Annotated in this window: 21 protein-coding genes; 12 read left to right on the top strand and 9 right to left on the bottom strand. The window is 42.5% G+C overall.

Features of this window, described 5'->3' with window-relative positions; all coding sequences use genetic code 11:
• Positions 1-329: 329 nt before the first annotated feature.
• The 11 genes from pstS (at position 330) to hemN (ending at position 11,655) form a co-directional block, all read left to right on the top strand.
• Positions 330-1,373 carry a phosphate ABC transporter substrate-binding protein PstS gene (pstS, locus tag PROVALCAL_RS12530; RefSeq protein WP_006659653.1) on the top strand — a complete coding sequence of 348 codons (1,044 nt, stop codon included), beginning with the start codon at positions 330-332 and terminating at the stop codon, positions 1,371-1,373.
• Positions 1,374-1,485: 112 nt separating this feature from the next.
• Positions 1,486-2,442: a phosphate ABC transporter permease PstC gene (pstC, locus tag PROVALCAL_RS12525; protein WP_006663095.1), complete on the top strand. Its 957-nt coding sequence runs from the start codon at positions 1,486-1,488 to the stop codon at positions 2,440-2,442.
• 1 nt (position 2,443) lies between these two features.
• Positions 2,444-3,325 carry a phosphate ABC transporter permease PstA gene (gene pstA, locus PROVALCAL_RS12520; protein ID WP_006663094.1) on the top strand — a complete coding sequence of 294 codons (882 nt, stop codon included), beginning with the start codon at positions 2,444-2,446 and terminating at the stop codon, positions 3,323-3,325.
• A 38-nt stretch (positions 3,326-3,363) separates the two neighbouring features.
• Positions 3,364-4,140 carry a phosphate ABC transporter ATP-binding protein PstB gene (gene pstB, locus PROVALCAL_RS12515; RefSeq protein WP_006659650.1) on the top strand — a complete coding sequence of 259 codons (777 nt, stop codon included), beginning with the start codon at positions 3,364-3,366 and terminating at the stop codon, positions 4,138-4,140.
• A 13-nt stretch (positions 4,141-4,153) separates the two neighbouring features.
• Positions 4,154-4,885: a phosphate signaling complex protein PhoU gene (gene phoU, locus PROVALCAL_RS12510; protein ID WP_006663093.1), complete on the top strand. Its 732-nt coding sequence runs from the start codon at positions 4,154-4,156 to the stop codon at positions 4,883-4,885.
• Between the two features lie 240 nt (positions 4,886-5,125).
• Entirely contained in the window at positions 5,126-5,965 is an 840-nt protein-coding gene (locus tag PROVALCAL_RS12505; protein WP_006659648.1) for an ABC transporter substrate-binding protein, read from the top strand.
• A gap of 74 nt (positions 5,966-6,039) precedes the next feature.
• Entirely contained in the window at positions 6,040-6,792 is a 753-nt protein-coding gene (locus PROVALCAL_RS12500; protein WP_006663091.1) for an amino acid ABC transporter permease, read from the top strand.
• Position 6,793: 1 nt separating this feature from the next.
• The gene (locus PROVALCAL_RS12495; RefSeq protein WP_006659646.1) at positions 6,794-7,546 is read left to right on the top strand and encodes an amino acid ABC transporter permease; all 753 of its coding nucleotides are present in this window, start codon (positions 6,794-6,796) and stop codon (positions 7,544-7,546) included.
• 226 nt (positions 7,547-7,772) lie between these two features.
• A complete protein-coding gene (locus tag PROVALCAL_RS12490; RefSeq protein ID WP_006659645.1) occupies positions 7,773-9,107 on the top strand; it encodes an NCS2 family permease in 1,335 nt (444 codons plus the stop codon).
• 441 nt (positions 9,108-9,548) lie between these two features.
• Positions 9,549-10,067: a Der GTPase-activating protein YihI gene (gene yihI / locus PROVALCAL_RS12485; protein ID WP_006659644.1), complete on the top strand. Its 519-nt coding sequence runs from the start codon at positions 9,549-9,551 to the stop codon at positions 10,065-10,067.
• Between the two features lie 214 nt (positions 10,068-10,281).
• On the top strand, positions 10,282-11,655 hold the full coding sequence (hemN, locus tag PROVALCAL_RS12480; protein ID WP_006659643.1) for an oxygen-independent coproporphyrinogen III oxidase: 1,374 nt from the start codon (positions 10,282-10,284) through the stop codon (positions 11,653-11,655).
• A 188-nt stretch (positions 11,656-11,843) separates the two neighbouring features.
• Here the strand turns inward: hemN and ampC are convergent, their stop codons facing one another.
• Positions 11,844-12,986 carry a class C beta-lactamase gene (gene ampC / locus PROVALCAL_RS12475; RefSeq protein ID WP_039861971.1) on the bottom strand — a complete coding sequence of 381 codons (1,143 nt, stop codon included), beginning with the start codon at positions 12,984-12,986 and terminating at the stop codon, positions 11,844-11,846.
• Positions 12,987-13,138: 152 nt separating this feature from the next.
• On the opposite strand from ampC, the gene PROVALCAL_RS12470 reads away from it, so the two are divergent.
• The gene (locus PROVALCAL_RS12470; protein WP_006659641.1) at positions 13,139-14,029 is read left to right on the top strand and encodes a LysR family transcriptional regulator; all 891 of its coding nucleotides are present in this window, start codon (positions 13,139-13,141) and stop codon (positions 14,027-14,029) included.
• A gap of 67 nt (positions 14,030-14,096) precedes the next feature.
• Here the strand turns inward: PROVALCAL_RS12470 and PROVALCAL_RS12465 are convergent, their stop codons facing one another.
• The 8 genes from PROVALCAL_RS12465 to PROVALCAL_RS12430 form a co-directional block, all read right to left on the bottom strand.
• Complete coding sequence (locus PROVALCAL_RS12465) at positions 14,097-14,384, bottom strand: helix-turn-helix domain-containing protein (protein WP_006659640.1); 288 nt, start codon at positions 14,382-14,384, stop codon at positions 14,097-14,099.
• Positions 14,385-14,461: 77 nt separating this feature from the next.
• Positions 14,462-14,689 carry a helix-turn-helix domain-containing protein gene (locus tag PROVALCAL_RS12460; RefSeq protein WP_006659639.1) on the bottom strand — a complete coding sequence of 76 codons (228 nt, stop codon included), beginning with the start codon at positions 14,687-14,689 and terminating at the stop codon, positions 14,462-14,464.
• A 179-nt stretch (positions 14,690-14,868) separates the two neighbouring features.
• On the bottom strand, positions 14,869-15,153 hold the full coding sequence (locus tag PROVALCAL_RS12455) for a helix-turn-helix domain-containing protein (protein ID WP_039861970.1): 285 nt from the start codon (positions 15,151-15,153) through the stop codon (positions 14,869-14,871).
• Between the two features lie 258 nt (positions 15,154-15,411).
• Positions 15,412-15,906 (bottom strand): fimbrial protein, encoded by a 495-nt coding sequence (locus tag PROVALCAL_RS12450; protein WP_006659637.1) that lies wholly within the window; start codon positions 15,904-15,906, stop codon positions 15,412-15,414.
• A gap of 10 nt (positions 15,907-15,916) precedes the next feature.
• Positions 15,917-16,423, bottom strand: coding sequence for a fimbrial protein (locus tag PROVALCAL_RS12445; RefSeq protein ID WP_006659636.1), 507 nt, complete (start codon positions 16,421-16,423; stop codon positions 15,917-15,919).
• 9 nt (positions 16,424-16,432) lie between these two features.
• Positions 16,433-17,413, bottom strand: coding sequence for a fimbrial protein (locus PROVALCAL_RS12440; RefSeq protein WP_006659635.1), 981 nt, complete (start codon positions 17,411-17,413; stop codon positions 16,433-16,435).
• Positions 17,414-17,424: 11 nt separating this feature from the next.
• Positions 17,425-19,920 (bottom strand): fimbria/pilus outer membrane usher protein, encoded by a 2,496-nt coding sequence (locus PROVALCAL_RS12435; protein ID WP_006659634.1) that lies wholly within the window; start codon positions 19,918-19,920, stop codon positions 17,425-17,427.
• Between the two features lie 24 nt (positions 19,921-19,944).
• The gene (locus tag PROVALCAL_RS12430) at positions 19,945-20,616 is read right to left on the bottom strand and encodes a fimbrial biogenesis chaperone (RefSeq protein WP_036959641.1); all 672 of its coding nucleotides are present in this window, start codon (positions 20,614-20,616) and stop codon (positions 19,945-19,947) included.
• Positions 20,617-20,655 lie beyond the last annotated feature (39 nt).

Below are 20,655 nucleotides of genomic sequence, written 5' to 3'. Positions count from 1 at the left end.
GCTGAAATACTTAGAGATATACTGTGTAGATAGAAAGATAGAAAGATAGAAAGATAGAAAGAGAAAGAAATTTTTTCATTTATGACAAAATGTCATATTCCAAACGTTAGGCTGTCATATTCGCTAATCCTATTTAATTCATTGAAAAATAATAAATTAATTGTTTTTACTCCCTCATTATTATTCTTTTCCTGTCGATAAAATCCGCAAATGTCATAAAACTGTCATAAACTTGACATATTGCCGTAACTCAATTGTCCTATTTTCCCTACCGTGACATACACCCAATAATTTAATACTTGATTATTTCTTACATCCCCGGAGGGATTATGAAAATGATGCGTACCACACTAGCAAGCGTAATGGCAGCAACTTTATCTCTGACTGCAATGTCTTCTTTTGCTGCTACCAGCCTGACCGGAGCTGGCGCGACATTCCCTGCTCCTGTTTATGCGAAGTGGGCAGATACTTATCAGAAAGAAACAGGTAATAAAATTAACTATCAGGGGATTGGTTCTTCTGGTGGTGTGAAACAAATTAATGCAAAAACAGTTGATTTCGGTGCATCAGATGCGCCATTGACTGATGACAAACTCAAAGAAGACGGTTTATTCCAATTCCCAACCGTGATTGGTGGTGTTGTTTTAGCGGTAAACGTTAAAGGCATCGAATCTAATCAGCTGGTTCTTGATGGTAAAACTCTGGGCGATATCTACTTAGGTAAAATTACAAAATGGAATGACCCAGCCATCGTAAAACTGAATCCAAACGTAAAATTACCAGACCAAAACATCGCGGTAGTTCGTCGCTCTGATGGTTCTGGTACGACTTTCGTCTTCACTAGCTACTTAGCAAAAGTTAGCGCAAATTGGAAAGATGAAGTGGGTGCGGGATCAACGGTTAACTGGCCGAAAAACAGCGTAGGTGGTAAAGGTAACGATGGCGTGGCAGCCTTTGTTCAACGTCTGCCAGGCTCTATCGGTTATGTAGAATATGCTTACGCAAAACAAAATAATCTTGCGTATACTAAGCTCATTTCTGCGGATGGTCAGCCAGTTTCACCAACAGGTGACAGCTTCAGCGCAGCAGCGAAAAAAGTGGATTGGTCTAAAACATTTGCACAAGACCTGACTAACCGTGAAGGTGCTAATGCATGGCCTATTACCTCAACCACATTCATCTTAGTTCACAAGCAACAAGCGAATGCTGAAAAAGGTAAAGCGGTTCTTGATTTCTTCAACTGGGCTTACGAGAAAGGCGGTCAGCAAGCGGAAGCATTGGACTATGCTGTGTTACCTCAAGAAGTTGTGACCGCAGTACGTGCAGCATGGAAAACTGAAGTGAAAGATAGCCAAGGTAAAGCACTGTTCTAAGTGTTTCCTCGGGTTGGAAAATGGTAAGCGGGTGCTGAGGAATAGCACCTGCTTATTCACCGTAGTAACGTAAGTCCTACTGTAAAGTAGGCATGGAATGAGAACAAAGCGCATGGCCGAAAAAATAACGGCATTTAAAGCCCCTAGTAAGTCGGGCGACGTGATTTTTAGTGCATTAGTCAAAATAGCTGCGCTAATCACTCTCCTCATGCTGGGTGGTATTATTATTTCCCTGATTTTCGCATCTTGGCCAAGTATGCAGAAATTCGGGTTTTCGTTTTTGTGGAACAAAGAATGGGATGCGCCAGCGGAACAATTTGGTGCATTAGTGCCAATTTACGGCACCATTGTGACATCATTAATCGCTCTGATTATCGCAGTACCTGTTAGCTTCGGTATTGCCTTATTTTTAACAGAGCTAGCACCTAATTGGTTAAAACGCCCGTTAGGTATTGCGATTGAGCTTCTCGCTGCAATCCCAAGTATTGTTTATGGTATGTGGGGGCTATTTGTCTTCGCACCATTATTTGCAGAATACTTCCAAGAGCCTGTGGGCAACGTGATGTCGAGCATTCCAATTGTCGGCGAACTGTTTTCAGGCCCAGCCTTTGGTATTGGTATTCTTGCGGCAGGGATTATCCTCGCCATTATGATTATTCCTTACATCGCTTCCGTGATGCGCGATGTGTTCGAACAAACTCCCGTGATGATGAAAGAGTCAGCCTACGGAATCGGCTGTACGACATGGGAGGTGATTTGGAACATCGTTTTGCCTTATACCCGAAATGGGGTGATTGGTGGGGTGATGCTAGGGCTCGGTCGTGCACTGGGTGAGACCATGGCGGTGACGTTTGTCATCGGTAACACGTACCAACTTGATAGCTTGTCACTGTTTATGCCGGGTAACAGTATTACCTCTGCGCTGGCGAACGAATTTGCAGAAGCAGAAAGCGGTTTACATACGGCAGCATTGATGGAACTTGGTTTAATTCTGTTTGTGATTACCTTCATCGTTCTGGCAATTTCCAAACTGATGGTTATGCGTCTTGCTAAGAATGAGGGACGTTAATATGTCGATATCTCAACCTGTTGTAGTTAATCAAAAAGAACGAGCACGCCGCCAAGCATGGCGCCGTCAAGTCAACAGAATGGCATTATTTGTCTCCATGCTAACCATGGCATTTGGTTTGTTCTGGTTAGTATGGATCTTATTCTCCACAGTCACCAAAGGGATTGATGGCATGTCCCTCAATCTGTTTACTGAAATGACACCGCCACCCAATACGGAAGGTGGTGGTTTGGCTAACGCCATTGTGGGAAGTGGATTATTAATCCTATGGGCGACAGTCATCGGTACACCATTAGGGATTTTAGCGGGTATCTACTTAGCGGAATATGGTCGTAAATCATGGTTAGCCTCGGTGACCCGTTTTATTAACGACATTCTGTTATCAGCTCCTTCTATTGTGGTCGGGCTGTTCGTTTACACCATCGTGGTTGCTCAAATGCAGCATTTCTCGGGTTGGGCAGGGGTCATTGCATTAGCATTACTGCAAATTCCAATTGTTATCCGCACGACCGAGAATATGTTGAAATTAGTGCCAGATAGCCTGCGCGAAGCAGCATACGCACTGGGCACGCCAAAATGGAAAATGATTTTATCCATTACATTAAAAGCATCTGTATCTGGGATTATTACCGGTATTTTGCTGGCTATCGCACGTATTGCGGGGGAAACCGCACCACTGCTGTTCACTTCATTGTCCAATCAATTCTGGAGCACTGACATGAATGAGCCAATAGCTAACTTACCAGTGACTATCTTCAAATTTGCAATGAGTCCGTTCTCTGAATGGCAGGAATTAGCATGGGCAGGGGTTCTTCTGATCACCTTATGTGTCCTGTTACTTAATATCATTGCCCGTGTTGTGTTTGCACAGAAAAAACACTAATCCCAGACGAATAAAAGAATTGATAGAGAGAAGTAACCATGATTAATGCAAACGACATTACAAACAGTAAAATTAAAGTTCGTGACCTTAACTTCTACTATGGAAAGTTTCATGCGCTGAAAAATATCTCTTTAGATATTGAAAAGAACAAAGTCACTGCGTTTATCGGTCCATCTGGTTGCGGTAAATCCACACTGCTACGCACTTTCAACAAAATGTACGAGTTATATGGTGAGCAACGCGCAGAAGGCGAAATTTTACTGGATGGTCAAAATATTCTAACTGATAAACAAGATATCGCGTTATTACGTGCCAAAGTCGGAATGGTGTTCCAAAAGCCAACACCATTCCCAATGTCTATCTATGACAATATCGCGTTTGGTGTGCGTCTGTTCGAAAAACTGTCTCGCGTAGAAATGGATGAGCGTGTGCAGTGGGCATTGACGAAAGCGGCGTTATGGAATGAAACTAAAGATAAACTCCATCAAAGCGGCTATAGCCTCTCTGGTGGTCAGCAACAGCGTCTGTGTATTGCACGTGGTATTGCTATTCGCCCAGAGGTTCTGTTACTTGATGAGCCATGTTCTGCGTTGGACCCAATTTCAACGGGGCGCATTGAAGAACTGATTAGCGAATTGAAATCAGAATATACCGTGGTGATCGTCACCCATAACATGCAACAAGCTGCACGTTGTTCTGATTACACTGCATTTATGTACTTAGGTGAGTTGGTGGAATTTAATAACACTGACAAGATGTTCACCACCCCTGAAATGAAACAAACTGAAGATTATATTACTGGCCGCTACGGTTGATATGGAGCCGACGATGGATACGCTGAACCACAACAAACATATATCAGGGCAGTTCAATGCTGAACTGGAACATATCCATACTGAATTGATGACAATGGGAGGGCTGGTGGAAGAACAGCTCACCAAGGCCATCACTGCAATGCATAATCAGGATGAAGCCCTAGCGCGAGAAGTGATTGCCAACGACCATAAGGTTAACATGATGGAAGTGGCAATCGACGAAGAGTGCGTCAAGATCATTGCCAAGCGCCAGCCGACGGCAAGTGACTTGCGTTTGATTATGGCAATCTCAAAAACGATTGCTGAACTGGAAAGAATCGGTGATGTTGCGGATAAAATCTGCCAAACCGCACTGGAAAAATTCTCTCAACAGCATCAACCGCTGTTAGTGAGCCTAGAATCATTAGGTCGCCATACAGTACAAATGCTGCATGATGTGTTGGACGCTTTTGCTCGCATGGACTTGGAAGAAGCTATCCGTATCTATCGTGAAGATGAAAAAGTAGACCAAGAGTACGAAGGGATTGTCCGTCAGTTAATGACTTATATGATGGAAGACCCGCGTACCATTCCAAGTGTCTTAACGGCTCTATTCTGTGCTCGTTCGATTGAACGTATCGGCGACCGTTGCCAGAACATCTGTGAATTTATTTTCTACTATGTGAAAGGGCAAGATTTCCGCCATGTGGGTGGGGATAGCCTTGAAAAAATGCTGACTAGCTCGAAAGACAGCAACAAAGAGTAATTGTTAAACCACTGAGGTGTTCGCACCTCAGTGTTCATCTTCTTCATTTTCTTCTTGCTCGATAAGAGTCTTAATCTGCAACATTTTAGGGGTCGCTCCGATGGATTTTTACCCCTTTTTTTATGTCTCAATATATTCCAAATTGATATAAATATATTATTTAATATTATTTCAAGTGCTAAGAAATAGTTGATAGCTTGTGATGGTCGATTTACACAAATTTACCGTTAGGGGTATTCAATGAAAGCTCGTTTTCTTACTTCCGCACTTTTAGTTGCAGGTCTGGCGCTGACAGCGAATGTCGCTAGCGCTGATAAATTAGATGATATTAAACAAGCGGGAGTGATCCGCATTTCAGTTTTTGACAGCAACCCCCCATTCGGTTTTATTGACCCTCAAACCAAAAAACTCGCGGGCTATGATATCGATATTGCTCAAGCGATTGCGGATGATCTTGGGGTGAAATTGGAACTGCGTCCAACCAACCCGGCTAACCGCATTCCACTGCTAACATCCGGCAAAGTTGACCTGATTGGTGCCAACTTCACAATTACAGACGAACGCGCAAAACAGGTGGATTTCTCCATTCCTGACTTTGCAACAGGGCAAAAATTTATCGCTCGTAAAGGCGTGCTGAAAACGCCTGAAGATATTGCCCCACTGCGCATTGGAGCAGACAAAGGTACTGTGCAGGAAGTGACTCTGCGTGAACGCTTCCCGAGTACTAAAGTGATTTCTTACGATGATACCCCGCAAGCCTTTGCTGCATTGCGTAATGGTAACGTACAAGCAATCACGCAAGATGATGCAAAACTGGTTGGTTTATTAGGTAATCTGCCAGAAAAAGTAAAAGCTGATTTCGAAATTTCACCGTTTAGCTTAACGAAAGAGTATCAAGCGTTAGGGGCTAGTAAAGGGGAAACGCGTTTAATCGAAAATGTGAATGCCACATTACTGAAACTGGAAAAAGAAGGCAAAGCTAACGAGATCTATAACCGTTGGTTTGGTCCAGACACCAAAGCGGCACAACCACGTGGTGAATTCAAATTTGCCCCACTGAGCGAGCAGCCTAAATCTTAAGTTAGTTATGTCGTTTAGTGAGAGTAAACGCCCCTGCCATGTTGCAGGGGTTGTCAGTTATAGCGAGGCAGAACATGTTCGACAAATTTTTCAGCGGTGACTTCTGGTCTACGCATCTCTTAGCCCCACAATATCTTGAGTGGTTTGGCTATGGCTTTTTGCTGACGGTCTGGATATCAATTTGTACGATCATCGCAGCTACGCTATTAGGTTTCATTGTCGCTTCAGCAAGAGATAGCCAAATAGCGCCTTTACGCTGGTTCGTGAGTGTCTATATCTCGATTTTTCGTAATACGCCGCTACTGGTGCAGCTATTTTTTTGGTATTTCGCATCAGGAGAAATTTTACCTGCAGCTGCAATGGAATGGCTTAATACCCCCCATGAAGTCGACATTTTTGGACTGACATTGGGCTGGCCATCTTTTGAGTTTTTAGCGGGCTTTGTGGGCTTAACCTTATACACGGTACCGTTTATTGCGGAAGAAGTACGTTCTGGGATCCGAGGCGTGCGCCAAGGGCAAAAACAGGCGGCGCTTGCATTGGGTTTAACGTCATGGCAGTCCATGCGCTTAGTCATTTTACCGCAAGCGGTGAAAATTGCGTTACCGCCATTACTTGGGCAATACATGAATGTTGTAAAAAACTCTTCGCTGACAATGGCGATTGGGGTCGCGGAGCTTTCTTACGTATCACGCCAAGTGGATAGTCAGTCACTTCAAACATTTGCAGCATTTGGTTTAGCGACTGTGCTCTATATTGTGATTATTGCGTTTATGGAAGGCTGGGGTCAGTGGCGACAACAGCGTCAGTTGGCTCAGGGGGTATAAGATGGATTTTTCAGTCATTACAGATAACTGGCAATATTTGCTATTTGGGGCTTACCCTGATGGTCCCCTAGAAGGGGCCGCCCTAACGCTAATTATGAGCGTATTAGCTGGCGCCGCGTCTATTGTCCTCGGCACATTGGGCGGTATTGCGCTGGCGATGCTACGTGGTTTCTGGATGAATTTATTTGCCGCCGTTTTAGGCTTTTTCCGTGCCATTCCCGTCATTATGTTGATTTTTTGGACCTACTTCTTATTGCCGATCGTTTTCGGAACCGAAATTCCGGGCGTGACGGCGGTAGTGTGCGCATTAGCGCTGATCACCTCCGCCTATTTAGCGCACGGCGTGAAAGCGGGAATTTTAGCTATCGGTCAAGGGCAATGGAACGCAGGGCTTTCTCTCGGGTTTAACCGATGGCAAGTACTGTGGAATGTGGTGTTACCTCAAGCCTTACGTATGATGGTACCTTCTTTTATTAACCAATGGGTTGCGTTAATTAAAGATACCTCTCTGGCGTATATTGTAGGGGTGGCAGAGTTGTCATTCTTAGCCACACAGGTGAATAACCGTGAAATGATATACCCGCTGGAAGTCTTCCTGTTTGTGGCATTTATCTACTTTGTGATGTGCCTGTCAGTGGAAATTCTTGCCAACCAAGTGGCGAAAAAACTCAGTGATAAACGTGCGCCGCGCAGTAGAGCCGCAAAACGCGGTTGGTTGTTTTGGCGACGCCAAAAATTGATCGCGCTCTCCTAACTCACCCTCGTAGCTCAATGTTGTAATGGCGGCGTGATAGCCGCCATCGTTTTCTTGATATTCATATATAGTATCAGTCAGTTAAGAAACCCTATTTATTTTAAATAACGCAATCGTTTTCTTTTGTGATGTTTAGTTGTACCATAAGTCGAAAAAAACTTTTTTTCGTGTCCACCATGCCGCCATTGGCACTCTAGGGCATGACATTTCGACAAGGCGCATTTTAATGACTAATCAATCTTCTGGCTCTTCGCAACAGCAGGGTCTGTTCCAGCGTGTGTTTAAATTACAAGAACACGGTACCACCGCAAGAACAGAGGTCGTTGCAGGATTCACTACCTTCCTGACGATGGTGTATATCGTTTTCGTTAACCCACAAATTTTATCTGTTGCAGGCATGGATATCAAAGCAGTATTCGTGACAACCTGCTTGATTGCAGCGATTGGCAGTATTTTGATGGGCTTACTGGCTAACTTACCAATTGCAGTTGCACCTGCGATGGGGCTGAACGCCTTCTTTGCCTTTGTGGTTGTTGGCGCGATGGGCTATTCATGGCAAGTGGCTATGGGGGCAGTATTCTGGGGTGCGGTTGGCTTATTCATTCTGACGTTATTCCGTATTCGTTACTGGATCATCGCCAATATTCCCCTGAGTTTACGTGTGGGGATCACCAGCGGTATCGGTCTATTTATCGCCATGATGGGGCTGAAAAACTCCGGTATTATCGTTGCAAACCCAGATACCTTAGTTTCAATTGGTAATTTAACCCATCACAATGTGTGGCTGGGGGCTCTTGGTTTCTTTATTATCGCTATCTTAGCGGCGCGTAATATTCATGCTGCGGTGTTAGTTTCTATTGCCGTCACGACGCTGATTGGTTTGGCGCTGGGCGATGTGAAATATACGGGCATTTTCTCAATGCCACCAAGTATTACCAGTGTTGTTGGCCAAGTGGACTTTGCTGGCTCACTGGATCTGGCACTTTCTGGGGTTATCTTTGCCTTTATGTTGGTAAACCTGTTTGACTCCTCGGGCACCATGATTGGGGTAACAGACAAAGCCGGTATTACCAACGAGCGTGGGACTTTCCCTCGCATGAAACAAGCACTGTATGTGGATAGCTTAAGTTCGGTGGCAGGTTCTGCAATGGGGACTTCGTCTGTAACAGCCTACATCGAAAGCTCTTCAGGGGTATCGGTGGGCGGTCGTACAGGTTTAACCGCGATTGTCGTCGGTGTGTTATTCCTGTTGACCATGTTTATCTCTCCGCTGGCGGGTATGGTTCCAGCCTATGCAACGGCAGGGGCGCTGATTTATGTTGGCGTTCTGATGACTTCAAGCTTAACGCGCGTGAAATGGGATGACTTAACGGAATCCGTTCCGGCGTTTATTACTGCGGTCATGATGCCATTTAGCTTCTCGATTACAGAAGGTATTGCGCTAGGTTTTATTGCGTACTGTGCGATGAAGATTGGTACGGGGCGCTGGCGTGACCTAGGTCTGTGTGTGATTTTAGTAGCGGCAATGTTCCTACTCAAAATGATCTGGATCGACGCCTAATATTAATGCTCGTCATATTTTGCGCTGTAGCGGCGTTGGCTTCAATTGCTAACCCTAGTCACATACTTGTGTATGCTCCTAGGGATTAGCAACTCTTGCCGCCTTGCTACAGCACAAACTATTTAGAGCATTACTCAAGGTGACTCTCTATTTTTGCCCCCTGGTGATACAGCTATTGAGAGCATTGGAATGCTTAGGCAACTTGAATTACCTAGAATATCGCTCAAAACATAAATCTCTATTCTGAGTGCAAGACCCTTCAACGGGCTTCCCTTTTTGTTGCTTGCATGCAACTCAAATTATTTAAGGTATAATCATTAAAGTACTGTTGCGAATGCAAAGTGAGATAAAATTCACCTAAATTGCAAAGTAGTGCTTTCGCTGCTTAAGGGATCCTGCTAGATTCCGCAGCAGAAACTGATTTTATCAAGGTAGCAAACCATGAATTCACCGAAAAAACCGACCGCAAAACTGAAGAAAAAATACCGTAAGACGAAAGAAGAGCTCAACGCAGAAGGCCGTGAGCGTAAACGCGAGAAAAAACATCGCGGGCATAAGTCTGGTAGCCGTAACCAAGACGGATCATCAACAGGTCAAAAAAATGGGCAAAATGCTCAGGTTGATCCACGTATCGGCAGCAAAAAACCGATCCCATTAATCGTGGAAGATAACAAACCAACCGCACGTCCAGTGGTGAAAGAGAAGCCAGTGGCAAAAGAAAAACTGACGCCAGAAAAAGAACTGGAAATGCTAGAAAGCAACGATCGCTTAGATGCGATTCTGGCACGCCTGGAAGATGGCGAAACCATCACTGCGCAAGAGCAGCAATATGTTGATACCTGCTTAGATCGCATCGATGAACTGATGAATATCCTCGGTATCGAATATGCGGACGAAGACGGTGATGAAGAGGAAGAAGAGAAATTTGATGACATTATGCGCATCTTAAAAAGTAAATAATCGCCTCTCTGTTTATTCCTCCTGTCTTTACGGGAGGAATATTGTCCAATTTCTCACCTATCTTCCTTTTCTTTGATGTTGCATCAGATCTGTTTTTTCTAACATCGCTATAATCTTTGCGGTATACACTCTTTACATAAATAGCTAAAAAATAATCTAAAGAGATATAATTAATAGTGATGCTTTCGAGCGTGTGGTCAATTAAGGAATATCAATGTCAGAGCAAAATATTGTTTGGGATCTCTCTCTCATCCAAAAATATAACTATTCAGGTCCGCGTTATACCTCTTATCCAACAGCCTTAGAGTTTAATCAAGACTACAACGAACAGGCTTTTATTGAGGCAACCCAACGTTATCCTGACCGTCCTTTGTCTCTGTATGTGCATATCCCGTTTTGCCACAAACTGTGCTATTTCTGCGGCTGTAATAAGCTAGTTACTCGCCAAAAACACAAAGCGGATGAGTATTTAGAAGTCATTGAAAAAGAAATTATCCAGCGTGCTGCGTTACTTAAAAATCGTACAGTGACTCAAATGCACTGGGGCGGCGGTACACCAACGTATCTAGACAAGGCACAAGTGAGTCATTTAGTTGGCTTGCTGAAAAAATATTTTCATTTTGCGCCGGATGCAGAGATGTCCATTGAAGTGGACCCACGCGAAATTGAACTCGACATGATTGATCATCTGCGCAGCGAAGGCTTTAACCGTCTAAGCATGGGTGTCCAAGACTTTAATAAAGAAGTGCAAGTTCTGGTTAACCGCGAGCAAGATGAAGAGTTTATTTTTGCGCTAATTAAACGTGCGAAAGAGACTGGCTTCACGTCAACCAGTATCGACCTGATTTACGGTTTACCAAAACAGACCCCAGAAAGCTTTGCGTTTACATTGAAAAAAGTGGCGGAGCTTGCGCCTGATCGTTTAAGCGTTTTCAACTACGCGCATTTGCCGAATTTATTTGCGGCGCAGCGTAAAATCAAAGATGAAGACCTGCCAACGGCGGAGCAAAAACTGGATATTCTGCAAGATACTATCGCAACGCTGACATCCGGCGGTTATCAATTTATCGGGATGGATCACTTTGCTCGCCCAGAAGATGAACTTGCCGTGGCACAGCGAGAAGGAATTTTACATCGTAATTTCCAAGGTTATACCACCCAAGGGGATTGCGATTTATTAGGATTAGGGGTATCTGCGATCAGTATGCTCGGCGATAACTACGCCCAAAATCAGAAAGATTTAAAAACCTACTACGCGCAAGTGGAAGAAAAAGGACATGCCTTATGGCGTGGATTAGTGCTAACAGATGACGACTGCCTGCGCCGCGATGTGATCAAAACATTGATCTGCAACTTCCAATTGAACTTTGCGCAAATTGAAGCGCTCTACCCAATTGACTTCAAAACCTATTTCAAAGAAGACCTAGAACTACTCAAACCAATGGCAGAAGATGGGCTGGTGGAAGTCAGTGAAACGGGGATAAAAGTCACGCCACGCGGGCGACTGCTGATTCGTAATGTGTGTATGTGTTTTGATGTTTATCTACGAAGTCAAATGAGATTACACCAATTTTCTCGCGTCATCTAAATGTTCGTCATACTTCACGCCGTGGCTTTGTTGTCTGCTCTCGGTCACTCGGGTCACATACTTTTGTATGCTCCCCGAGATAACCTCGTTTGACGCCTAGCCACAACGTGAATTATTTAGAACATTGGATGTTTATTAGATAGTTATTTAAAACATTCCAGATTCCAGATTCTGCATATTCCGCTGGGCTAGTGTTTCACTTTTTCGATTAGCTGGTAGGCTGCGTTGATGCGCTCAGGGATTGGGTACCATTGGTTAGAGAGCAGCACGATGCCAATTTTTTCGTCGGGAATAAAGGCTGCATAAGCTGCAAACCCATTGGTGGAGCCTGTTTTGTTATAGAACGCAGCAGACTCTGGTGGCAGTGGTGGTTGAATAGCTTCAACTTTTTGTGGTTTAAGCGCCATATCATCACGGTTGCCTTGTTGTAATTGAGCCAATGAGACTGGCCATGGATAACTTTCCCACATTAAGTCTTGCACAAAAGAATCCGTCATATACACACCCGTATGGGTATCTTCAACCGCTTCCTGCCAAGATTTCTTCACGTCGACAACTTGCATATTGATATCGAGAAAACGAATCAAATCCTTAGCTGTCGATTTCAAACCGTAGGCTTCATTATCTAAGATCTCTGGGGTTACGCGGACAGGTTGATGTTGCTTATTATAACCTTGAGCATAATTCTGTTGCTGATGTTGAGGAACCTGTAAATAGGTATGTTTCATCCCCAAAGCAGGTAACATCATGTTATCTGTCGCTTGCGAAAATGTCGTTCCCAGCTGTTTTGCTGTGACTATACCCAATAAACCCACTCCGAGATTGGAATAAGAACGATATTCACCAATCGGTTTTTCTGGAGACCATTGTTGGTAATACTGGATTAACTCGGCACTATTCGTCACGGTGTTGGGAACAAAGAGAGATAAGCCAGAAGTATGTGTGGCTAAATTCATCACTGTCACTTTATCAAATACCGTATTTTTTAATTCTGGCAAATAGTGGCTCACGGGCTGAGAAAAATCGAGCTTACCTTGCCCTTGGGCATAGGAAGCTAGTGTTGCAGTGAATGTTTTTGATAAAGAGCCAATTTCATACAGCGTATTATCGGTGACAGGGACTTTGGTCTGCTTGGATTGGATTCCATAATGGTAAATAAAGTGTTTTCCATCAACGGAAATTGCCACTGACATGCCTGGAATTTGCTGCTGTTTCATTAACGGCTTAATAATACTGTCCACGTCAGACTGTGTTAATGCCGCGCTAGATAATGACGTTAATGCCAAACTGACGGCGACAAGCAGCCGTCCGTGACGAAAAAGATTTTTCATACAGATATCCATTAAAATAAAAGTTTTAGTTATGATGAGTGGCAAGCAAAATATTACCACTCCAAACGTGAAGTGATTCTGGGGTCGGAGTATGCGGCTTTTCTCGCATGAATTAAAACGATATAAATTTCGATGAGGCAAAAGAAAATCTTATGGCTGAGAACGTTCGTTACCGTTTACCCCTCAATGCACTCAGAGCTTTTGAGGCATCAGCACGTCACTTAAGCTTTACGCGGGCGGGCATGGAGCTAAATGTGACTCAAGCCGCAGTAAGCCAGCAAGTTCGTGCGCTGGAAGAGCAATTGGGTTTGGAGCTATTTATTCGTTTACCAAGAGGGCTGGCGCTAACAGATGAAGGTTTGGCATTATTGCCTGTGGTTAGCCGATCTTTCGACCAAATCGAATCATTATTGCAGCAATTCGAAGATGGCCATTATCATGAAGTTCTGAATGTTTCTGTGGTGGGTACCTTTGCGATCGGTTGGCTGCTACCACGATTATCGCGTTTTTCTGAACGCTATCCCTATATCGATTTGCGTATTATGACGCACAATAATGTGGTGAATCTCGCAGGGGAAGGAGCCGATTTTGCTATTCGCTTTGGTGAAGGGTTATGGCCATTAGTCGAAAATACCCCATTATTTTCAGCACCACATACGGTACTTTGCGCTGAAAAAATTGCCCGTAAACTTAAGAATCCCATTGATTTGCAAAACTTTCCATTAATGCGCTCCTACCGAAAAGATGAATGGGATAAATGGTTTTTAGCTGCCAATGTAGAGCCGTGGCGAGTGAAAGGTCCTGTTTTCGATTCTTCCCGTTTAATGGTGGAAGCGGCATTACTTATGGAGGGTATCGCGATTGCGCCAAGTTGTATGTTTGAACAGGAGCTAAGTGCAGGGAGTTTGGTGCAGCCGTTTGATATTTCCGTGACTCTAGGCGGTTATTGGCTGAGTCGATTAAAATCCAAACCAATGACACCAGCAATGGCGATTTTTCAGCAATGGTTACTGGAAGAATCCAATAACGGGAATGGGTTATAGATGATAAATCGGTGCTTAAATTCTGAAGCACCGATTGCAAAATAAAATGAGCTGTGAAAAGTAGTCATTAAACAACCACTGACTCAGCGGCGTAATAACTTTTTTTACTGTCTTGCTCCTCGCGGTTGCCCGTTCTTTCATTAAACTCCGCAAAGAAATAGGCAGGATCGACTGAGAAAATAAGTGAAAAATGGTAGAGCGTATCCACATGAATATTCACATCGCCATTTTCGTAGCGTGATAAGTGTTGTTGGCTGATTCCCATTAGCTCACTGAGTTTTTTTCCACTAATACCGCGGCTCTCTCTAAGGGCTCTTATTTTTAAACCGACAGCTTTTGATACTATTTTCTCCATATCTTTAACTCCTAGGTATATTTATTATGAGAGCTATTTAGCGATGATTATTAAATAAATAAAAGATATTAAAATACTTATTTATCATTGATGTCTAAAAGACGGTTAAGATCAATATCAAAATAGTTTGCATATTGAGCTAATCTATCTAAATTAATTCTATTAACTCCTCTTTCATAACGTGACTGCTGTTGTTTACTCACGCCGATTGTATCAGCAAGCTTCTGTAATGTGACTCCATTCATTTTTCGATAATAAATGATCTTACTACCAATCATTTTAGATATGAGATAATTTTTAGACATATTGAGTATCCCTGTGAATAAAGCAATAATTCAAAACAAATCAATCTTAGTTCGATGATCTAATGAAGTATAATGAGCTCAATATGATTATCAACTTAACATTAATTACTCTAAGAAACTATAGTGTTAGATCAATAAATTAAAATTTTCCTCAATAAATGGCGATTATGCTTAAATTACTATTTAGTATTATCTTTATTAGATTGTTTTTCAATGTTCCGCTTTATATTATCGGCATCATGTTCATTGAGAACAAAAAAATCAATTAAGTCAATACTAAATATCCTAGCATACTGGTGAAGCCTATCTAAATTAATACGATTAACACCGCGTTCATAGCGGGATTGCTGTTGTTCACTGACATGAATCATTTTAGAAATGTCACAAAGAGACATTCCATTCATTTTTCTATAATACGTAATCTTCTTACCAATAATTCGGGAAATAGGATAGTATTCTGGCATCATTTACTCCTTTCTTCACTGTCTAATAGAATTTCTATTTCATAAAATATGTAATAAATAATCTATTTCCTATCTATTTATAACGAATATTTACAGTGGCATTCATATTTTCCATTCCCGACGTTACCATTGCTACCGTTTTAATATATTTTAATTTTCAACAAGAAATATAATTAGCCATTAGATATTCCTTACTTAAAACCGATATAAAATATAAATACCACTAGGCTATTAGAATGATATATTTACAATCACCTTTTATGGATAACTTAGTGAAAACTCTAAATGACTTTTAAAGTCTCCCGGCATGAACATCGGTTGAAGGCTAATCATCCTTGCAGATAATGGAATTTCAGCAGATTTTGTGGTGCTGTTGATAACGATATTTAGCATACTGCCATTCTTGATAGTGGCTTTATTACTCTTTTGCGCTAAATGGAGTAAACCGCCAGTCGAGCTACCAGTATTCACAAAATAGTTATTGTCGATAGCGTCGGCAGTGCCATTGACACTGAATTTGGCATTTTTGGTTGATACTGGGCAATCAACTAATTTGATAGAAAAATCTACCCACGGGCTTTGAGCGGGGCTACGATAATTCCAACGATTTATCTTACCAAGCTCCACGTTATAACTGGTATTTTCTACTTTGCAGGGCATGGTAACTACGTTACCGTGTACATAAATATTGACGCTTTCCGCCATTGCTGGCAGGGCGAACAAGCCAAGTAAACTGAATAATATTCTTTTCATGGTCAGCCCTTTATAAATAGGTAATGGTGGCAGTAATATTGGCGGATAAGGTGCCAGAGGTACCATTACCGAGCGAGGAAAATGCCCGTGTGCGTAGAGGGACACTCACCAAAGGTTGCCCGTTGGTTGGAATGGTTAATACTTTGCTATTCCCCAATGGTGTCGCGCCGTCACCACTCTGTAATTGGATGGCAATATTGGTCGCTGTCCCATTATTTTTGTATAGGCTTGTAATATCGGTGCTGTCCGCAGTCCCTGTAAATGTTAATCTCACGCTATTAATAAACGAGGAGCAATCTTTTAACTCGAGCGTAAATGGTTTCCAATCTGTACCACTTTGAGCAGAGTAAAAACTGTCTGCAGGCCATGTATTTAGATCAATATCTACACTATTTCCAGCAGTTAAATTACACGTAGCTGCTTTTATATTTCCCGTAAACTTTAAATAGACAGTATCACCTGCATTCGCTATTAATGGGATACAGAGGTTAATTATAAATATAATTAAATTTCTCATAAACTATTCCTATTCATAAAGAATATTAACAGTGGCATTGGCATTTGCAGTCCCTGGTGTGACCGTTGCGGCCGTTTTAATATATCGAGCTTTCCACCCGAAAATATAATCAGCTTGGGTTACGCCATCTTGTTGGGTAAACTGCTGATTTAATGTAATGGGGCTTCCTGCATTATTCAATAATTGTACTGCAATACCCTTGGCACTATTAGCACCAACTAAGCCTAATCGTCCATTTGCTGCATTATCGATATTATCAGATGTGACGGTAACCTTAATATTGGTACCTGATAAGCAACTTAATGAAATAGGAATGTCAACCGTTCCTTGTGTATCATTAATATTTTTAAATTGAGTATCATACCAATCACCCATATTAATATTATAAGTGTTTTGATTATTTTTTAGTGAACAACTTAGCACAATAATTTTCATTGTATTTGCTGGAAGTATTGCTGTAGTTAAATTCCAATTCCAGCGTGTATTGACACCATTTTCATTACCAAGCCCTTGTAGTGTTCCTATAGTTCTAGCATTCACAGTTCCACCAGTCCGGACATAGCCTGTTTTTTGTACTTTAATTTCCCATGAAGGGCTATTAATATTGAGTGATGTACCACTATTTTGCCAAACACTAATTGGTTGACTTACTTTTAATGCCGCAGTTTCAGCAGTGAAAGTGATGCCTGAAATTGAAGTAGATATCGTTGTATTTGTTATTGGTGGGCTGTTGAGTAATTGTAGCCCAATATTGTAGCAACCACTCGGATTCGCAGTTACAGGCAAAGGTGCAGTTCCATAAGTTAATTTGATGGTATCTAAAACTTTGGTGCTACTATCATCATATTGAATAGTATATGTTCTAGCAGGAATATATTCAGTTCGGTTATTCAAATTAGCGTTTTTAGCACAGGCTGCAGAATAACCGTAGCCAGAATATAAAAATAAGCATCCTATAGTACATGTGAATTGAATAATGAATTTTTTCATTTTATTTTTCCTTATTGGCAAACTGCGGTCGTTTTATATAAGCCAATATAATTCGGTAAGCCTGCTAAGTTATACGTCACTTGGCACTGCTGTTTATCGTTATATTGAATGGTAAATGAACCACTCTCTGGCATTCCCGACAGATAAATTTCCCCGTCATTACCGACCATAGCATTGAGCTGATTATTGTTCGGAAAAACCGCCTGTGCGCCGAAAGGCACGGGTTTACCATCTTTAAAATGTAAGGTCATGATAGCGCGATACCCTACATTGGCATTAAAGCTGGCTTTGGCAATGGCTCCACGGCTTGGCGCGACATTCTGGGTCGTTAACTCCACTTCGGTATCACTTGGTAATTTACTGGTATCAATCTGGATCCCATTACTGCGATAAGCCGTGATATAGGGGACTAATGCGTAGCCTTGCCCGTTAGTCTGTACGCCAGTTTGGTTCAATATTGGAACGTTAGCGGCATCGGGAATCTCCACTAAGGCAGCGGTTTCACCTAATTGTTGACCTAATACGACTCCTCCGGAATGCGCCACCACGCTGCCACTCGCACCGTAATACAGAGTGTAATTATTGGTGCTGTAGCCCGTTCCGCCTGAAATTTCCCCGTATTGCCCTCGATAACTACCATTCAAGTTACCGGACGCGCCAGAATCTCGGGTTGGGAAATTTTGCTGCGCGCTCCAATTCAAACGGTTATTTAGCTGAGTGGCTGAAATCCCCATACTGCCCGATGAGCCATTGGCGCTGCTGCTGGTACTGTTAAAGTTGTAATAGAAGGTGTCTTCGAACACGCTAAACGGCACACTGACCGTAAAGGCAAATTGATGATCATCCTCTTTATTATTACGTCCACCACTGTTCTGGTTCGGGTTGGTATTTTTGTTGTAACTGTAGTTCAGCCCGTAACTGATATTGTTCCAACTATTGTTATAGCCAATAGTCGTAGACTGAGTTTTGCGATCGCTGTTCCAGTAATCTTCACTCACGAACCCGACAGATAACGACCCCCAACGATCTCCTAAGCTCTGGCTTAGTGTGATTTCCCCGCGGTTGCGGCGGCGTTCGTACAGTGGGCTAAAACCATTTTTTCGATAACCGTCAAACACTTCTGCCAGGCTGTAAAAGCCTTGAGTTGAATAACGGTAGCCCGCAAGCGCGATGTTGGTGCCGATGTCATTCAGGTTTTTGTTATAACGAAAGCGGTAAGATTGCCCGCTTTCGCTGGTGCCATTATTTAAGGTGGAATTCGCGTGGGTGACGTCAATCGATAACGCACCAAATCGCCCTAAGTTTTGTCCTGCGCCAACGGAATAAGCTTGATACTTATCACTCACTTGACTCCCGCCAAAGGCAGTCAGCCCCCACGGTAAACCGTAGATCAATGTGAATTGAGCGAAGGGTTTTTTATCCACACTGCTATCATAGCTGCGGTATTGCCCGCCCGTCACACTGTAAGAGACATAGCCTTCACGTTGTAAAACCGGTAAAGAAGCATACGGAATAATTTGATACTGCTCGCTGCCGTTGGCTTCTTTGATCGTAACGTGTAAGTCTCCACTTCCCCCTGTTGGGTAGAGATCGTTAATTTCAAAAGGACCTGCCGCAACGTCTGTTTGGTAAATGGTGTAGCCGTTTTGACGAATGGTTATCTGCGCATTACTGCGCGCAATACCACGTACTACTGGCGCATAGCCTCGCAAGCTTTCTGGATTCATATCATCGTCGGTGGCAAGCTGGGCGCCACGAAAGGGCACACTATCAAAAATAGCCGAAGGCGATGTACTATCCCCGAGAATTAACTGGCTTTTTATCGCATTGATATTACGGCTCAAATAGGTGTATACCGTGTCCCATTTATTCCGTTGTCCGTCACTACTTTGCCATGTGGTGTAATTACGCAGACGCCACGGGCCGACATTGAGTCCCGGACGTAGGTTTACATAGTTAGAGTTAGAGCTATTTTTATTATTTTTACGATCCGTATTACGTGAGCCGTTATAACTATAATTGAGTAATAACGCATTGACCCCATCATCAATCGCGGCAAGATCGACGTAGCCTCGTGGGTTCATATTCAACGCAATTTGCGGAATACTTAAATACAGCCGCTGAGAACCAAATTCAAATTCACTGTTAGCATCGGGAATTGCAGTAAGATTGATACAGGTATTTTCCTCTGTGTGTAAATTCGGATAATCTGCAACTTTAACGCCGACATCTTTTAAGTCACTGAGCGTCAGGCACGGTTCTAGCTCTTTTTTAGCATTAGTCGAAAACGTGACACTTTTTGAACCAATGAGACTCTTATTAATGTAAATGTCGACATAATATTGACCTGGCAGCTGCTCATTACGCTCAAATTGACCTAAATCTACCGATTCTTTATTGGGCAGCTCAAGAAACTCAGGGTCAAAATAAGTTTCTGGTTCTGCTGAAGATGTCGCAATATAGCCTAAGGCGATAAATAGGCTAAGGCATATTTTATTTATTTTCATAGATAAACCTAATTGCCATTAAGGCTATATTTTTATTTCTGCTGGATGATTGGCGGACCCATAATCATTAATTACTTCCCATTTAATTGTGCCGTGCAGTTCAGGACTATGAATAGTGAAGGACTTGGTTGAAAATGGGGCGACGTACGAAATGTTTTCCGCTTTTTTGCCATTAAAGCTGATACTTTGAAAATTCATGTAATAAGGCGTCGGATTTTTAACGGTGATGGATGTACCCACTTTCGACCACGTTAATTTTTTTTGTTCTTCCGCAAAATCCACGTTGCTTATTGCACTCGGTCGATAAATGAGCTTCATTTGAGTTTTAAACGCAATTTTTAATGAATTTTCCGTTTTCTTTTCAGTCGCAGGAATAGTTTTAATATTCAGCCAAAATAAAGATTCCTTATCATTAGGCAGGGTGTTTTGGGTTAAAAATATGCGCAGTGCATTAGTTTTTTCTTGGTTTAAACGAAAAAGTGGCGGCGTAATAGTAAAATCCGTTTGCTTGCCTTCATTGGCATTTTCAATCCATGATTGAATTAAATAAGGCACTTTATCCGGATTTTCGACGCTAATACTGACGTCTTTATTTCCTTCTGGATAAATGACGCGAGTTCCCCCGATAATCACACCGGCATAGACCGACTGGCTGAGCGCAATTAGCATGATACAGACAGAAATTATTGTTTTCATATTGCCACCACTGAGTAAGAATAATTAAGGCTTATATCC

It is taken from the genome of Providencia alcalifaciens DSM 30120 (genome assembly GCF_000173415.1).
Taxonomy (GTDB): domain Bacteria; phylum Pseudomonadota; class Gammaproteobacteria; order Enterobacterales; family Enterobacteriaceae; genus Providencia; species Providencia alcalifaciens.
This window is presented reverse-complemented; position numbering and strand designations above follow the sequence as displayed.

Excerpts from the sequence above, each read along its gene's own strand:
- PROVALCAL_RS12450 (WP_006659637.1), bottom strand. The coding sequence starts at position 15,906 with ATGAAAAGAATATTATTCAGTTTACTTGGCTTGTTCGCCCTGCCAGCA.
- pstC (WP_006663095.1), top strand. The coding sequence starts at position 1,486 with ATGGCCGAAAAAATAACGGCATTTAAAGCCCCTAGTAAGTCGGGCGAC.
- PROVALCAL_RS12460 (WP_006659639.1), bottom strand. The coding sequence starts at position 14,689 with ATGTCTAAAAATTATCTCATATCTAAAATGATTGGTAGTAAGATCATT.
- PROVALCAL_RS12435 (WP_006659634.1), bottom strand. The coding sequence starts at position 19,920 with ATGAAAATAAATAAAATATGCCTTAGCCTATTTATCGCCTTAGGCTAT.
- PROVALCAL_RS12495 (WP_006659646.1), top strand. The coding sequence starts at position 6,794 with ATGGATTTTTCAGTCATTACAGATAACTGGCAATATTTGCTATTTGGG.
- ampC (WP_039861971.1), bottom strand. The coding sequence starts at position 12,986 with ATGAAAAATCTTTTTCGTCACGGACGGCTGCTTGTCGCCGTCAGTTTG.
- pstB (WP_006659650.1), top strand. The coding sequence starts at position 3,364 with ATGATTAATGCAAACGACATTACAAACAGTAAAATTAAAGTTCGTGAC.
- PROVALCAL_RS12440 (WP_006659635.1), bottom strand. The coding sequence starts at position 17,413 with ATGAAAAAATTCATTATTCAATTCACATGTACTATAGGATGCTTATTT.
- PROVALCAL_RS12465 (WP_006659640.1), bottom strand. The coding sequence starts at position 14,384 with ATGGAGAAAATAGTATCAAAAGCTGTCGGTTTAAAAATAAGAGCCCTT.
- PROVALCAL_RS12490 (WP_006659645.1), top strand. The coding sequence starts at position 7,773 with ATGACTAATCAATCTTCTGGCTCTTCGCAACAGCAGGGTCTGTTCCAG.
- PROVALCAL_RS12500 (WP_006663091.1), top strand. The coding sequence starts at position 6,040 with ATGTTCGACAAATTTTTCAGCGGTGACTTCTGGTCTACGCATCTCTTA.
- PROVALCAL_RS12505 (WP_006659648.1), top strand. The coding sequence starts at position 5,126 with ATGAAAGCTCGTTTTCTTACTTCCGCACTTTTAGTTGCAGGTCTGGCG.
- yihI (WP_006659644.1), top strand. The coding sequence starts at position 9,549 with ATGAATTCACCGAAAAAACCGACCGCAAAACTGAAGAAAAAATACCGT.
- pstS (WP_006659653.1), top strand. The coding sequence starts at position 330 with ATGAAAATGATGCGTACCACACTAGCAAGCGTAATGGCAGCAACTTTA.
- pstA (WP_006663094.1), top strand. The coding sequence starts at position 2,444 with ATGTCGATATCTCAACCTGTTGTAGTTAATCAAAAAGAACGAGCACGC.
- PROVALCAL_RS12455 (WP_039861970.1), bottom strand. The coding sequence starts at position 15,153 with ATGCCAGAATACTATCCTATTTCCCGAATTATTGGTAAGAAGATTACG.
- phoU (WP_006663093.1), top strand. The coding sequence starts at position 4,154 with ATGGATACGCTGAACCACAACAAACATATATCAGGGCAGTTCAATGCT.
- hemN (WP_006659643.1), top strand. The coding sequence starts at position 10,282 with ATGTCAGAGCAAAATATTGTTTGGGATCTCTCTCTCATCCAAAAATAT.
- PROVALCAL_RS12430 (WP_036959641.1), bottom strand. The coding sequence starts at position 20,616 with ATGAAAACAATAATTTCTGTCTGTATCATGCTAATTGCGCTCAGCCAG.
- PROVALCAL_RS12445 (WP_006659636.1), bottom strand. The coding sequence starts at position 16,423 with ATGAGAAATTTAATTATATTTATAATTAACCTCTGTATCCCATTAATA.
- PROVALCAL_RS12470 (WP_006659641.1), top strand. The coding sequence starts at position 13,139 with ATGGCTGAGAACGTTCGTTACCGTTTACCCCTCAATGCACTCAGAGCT.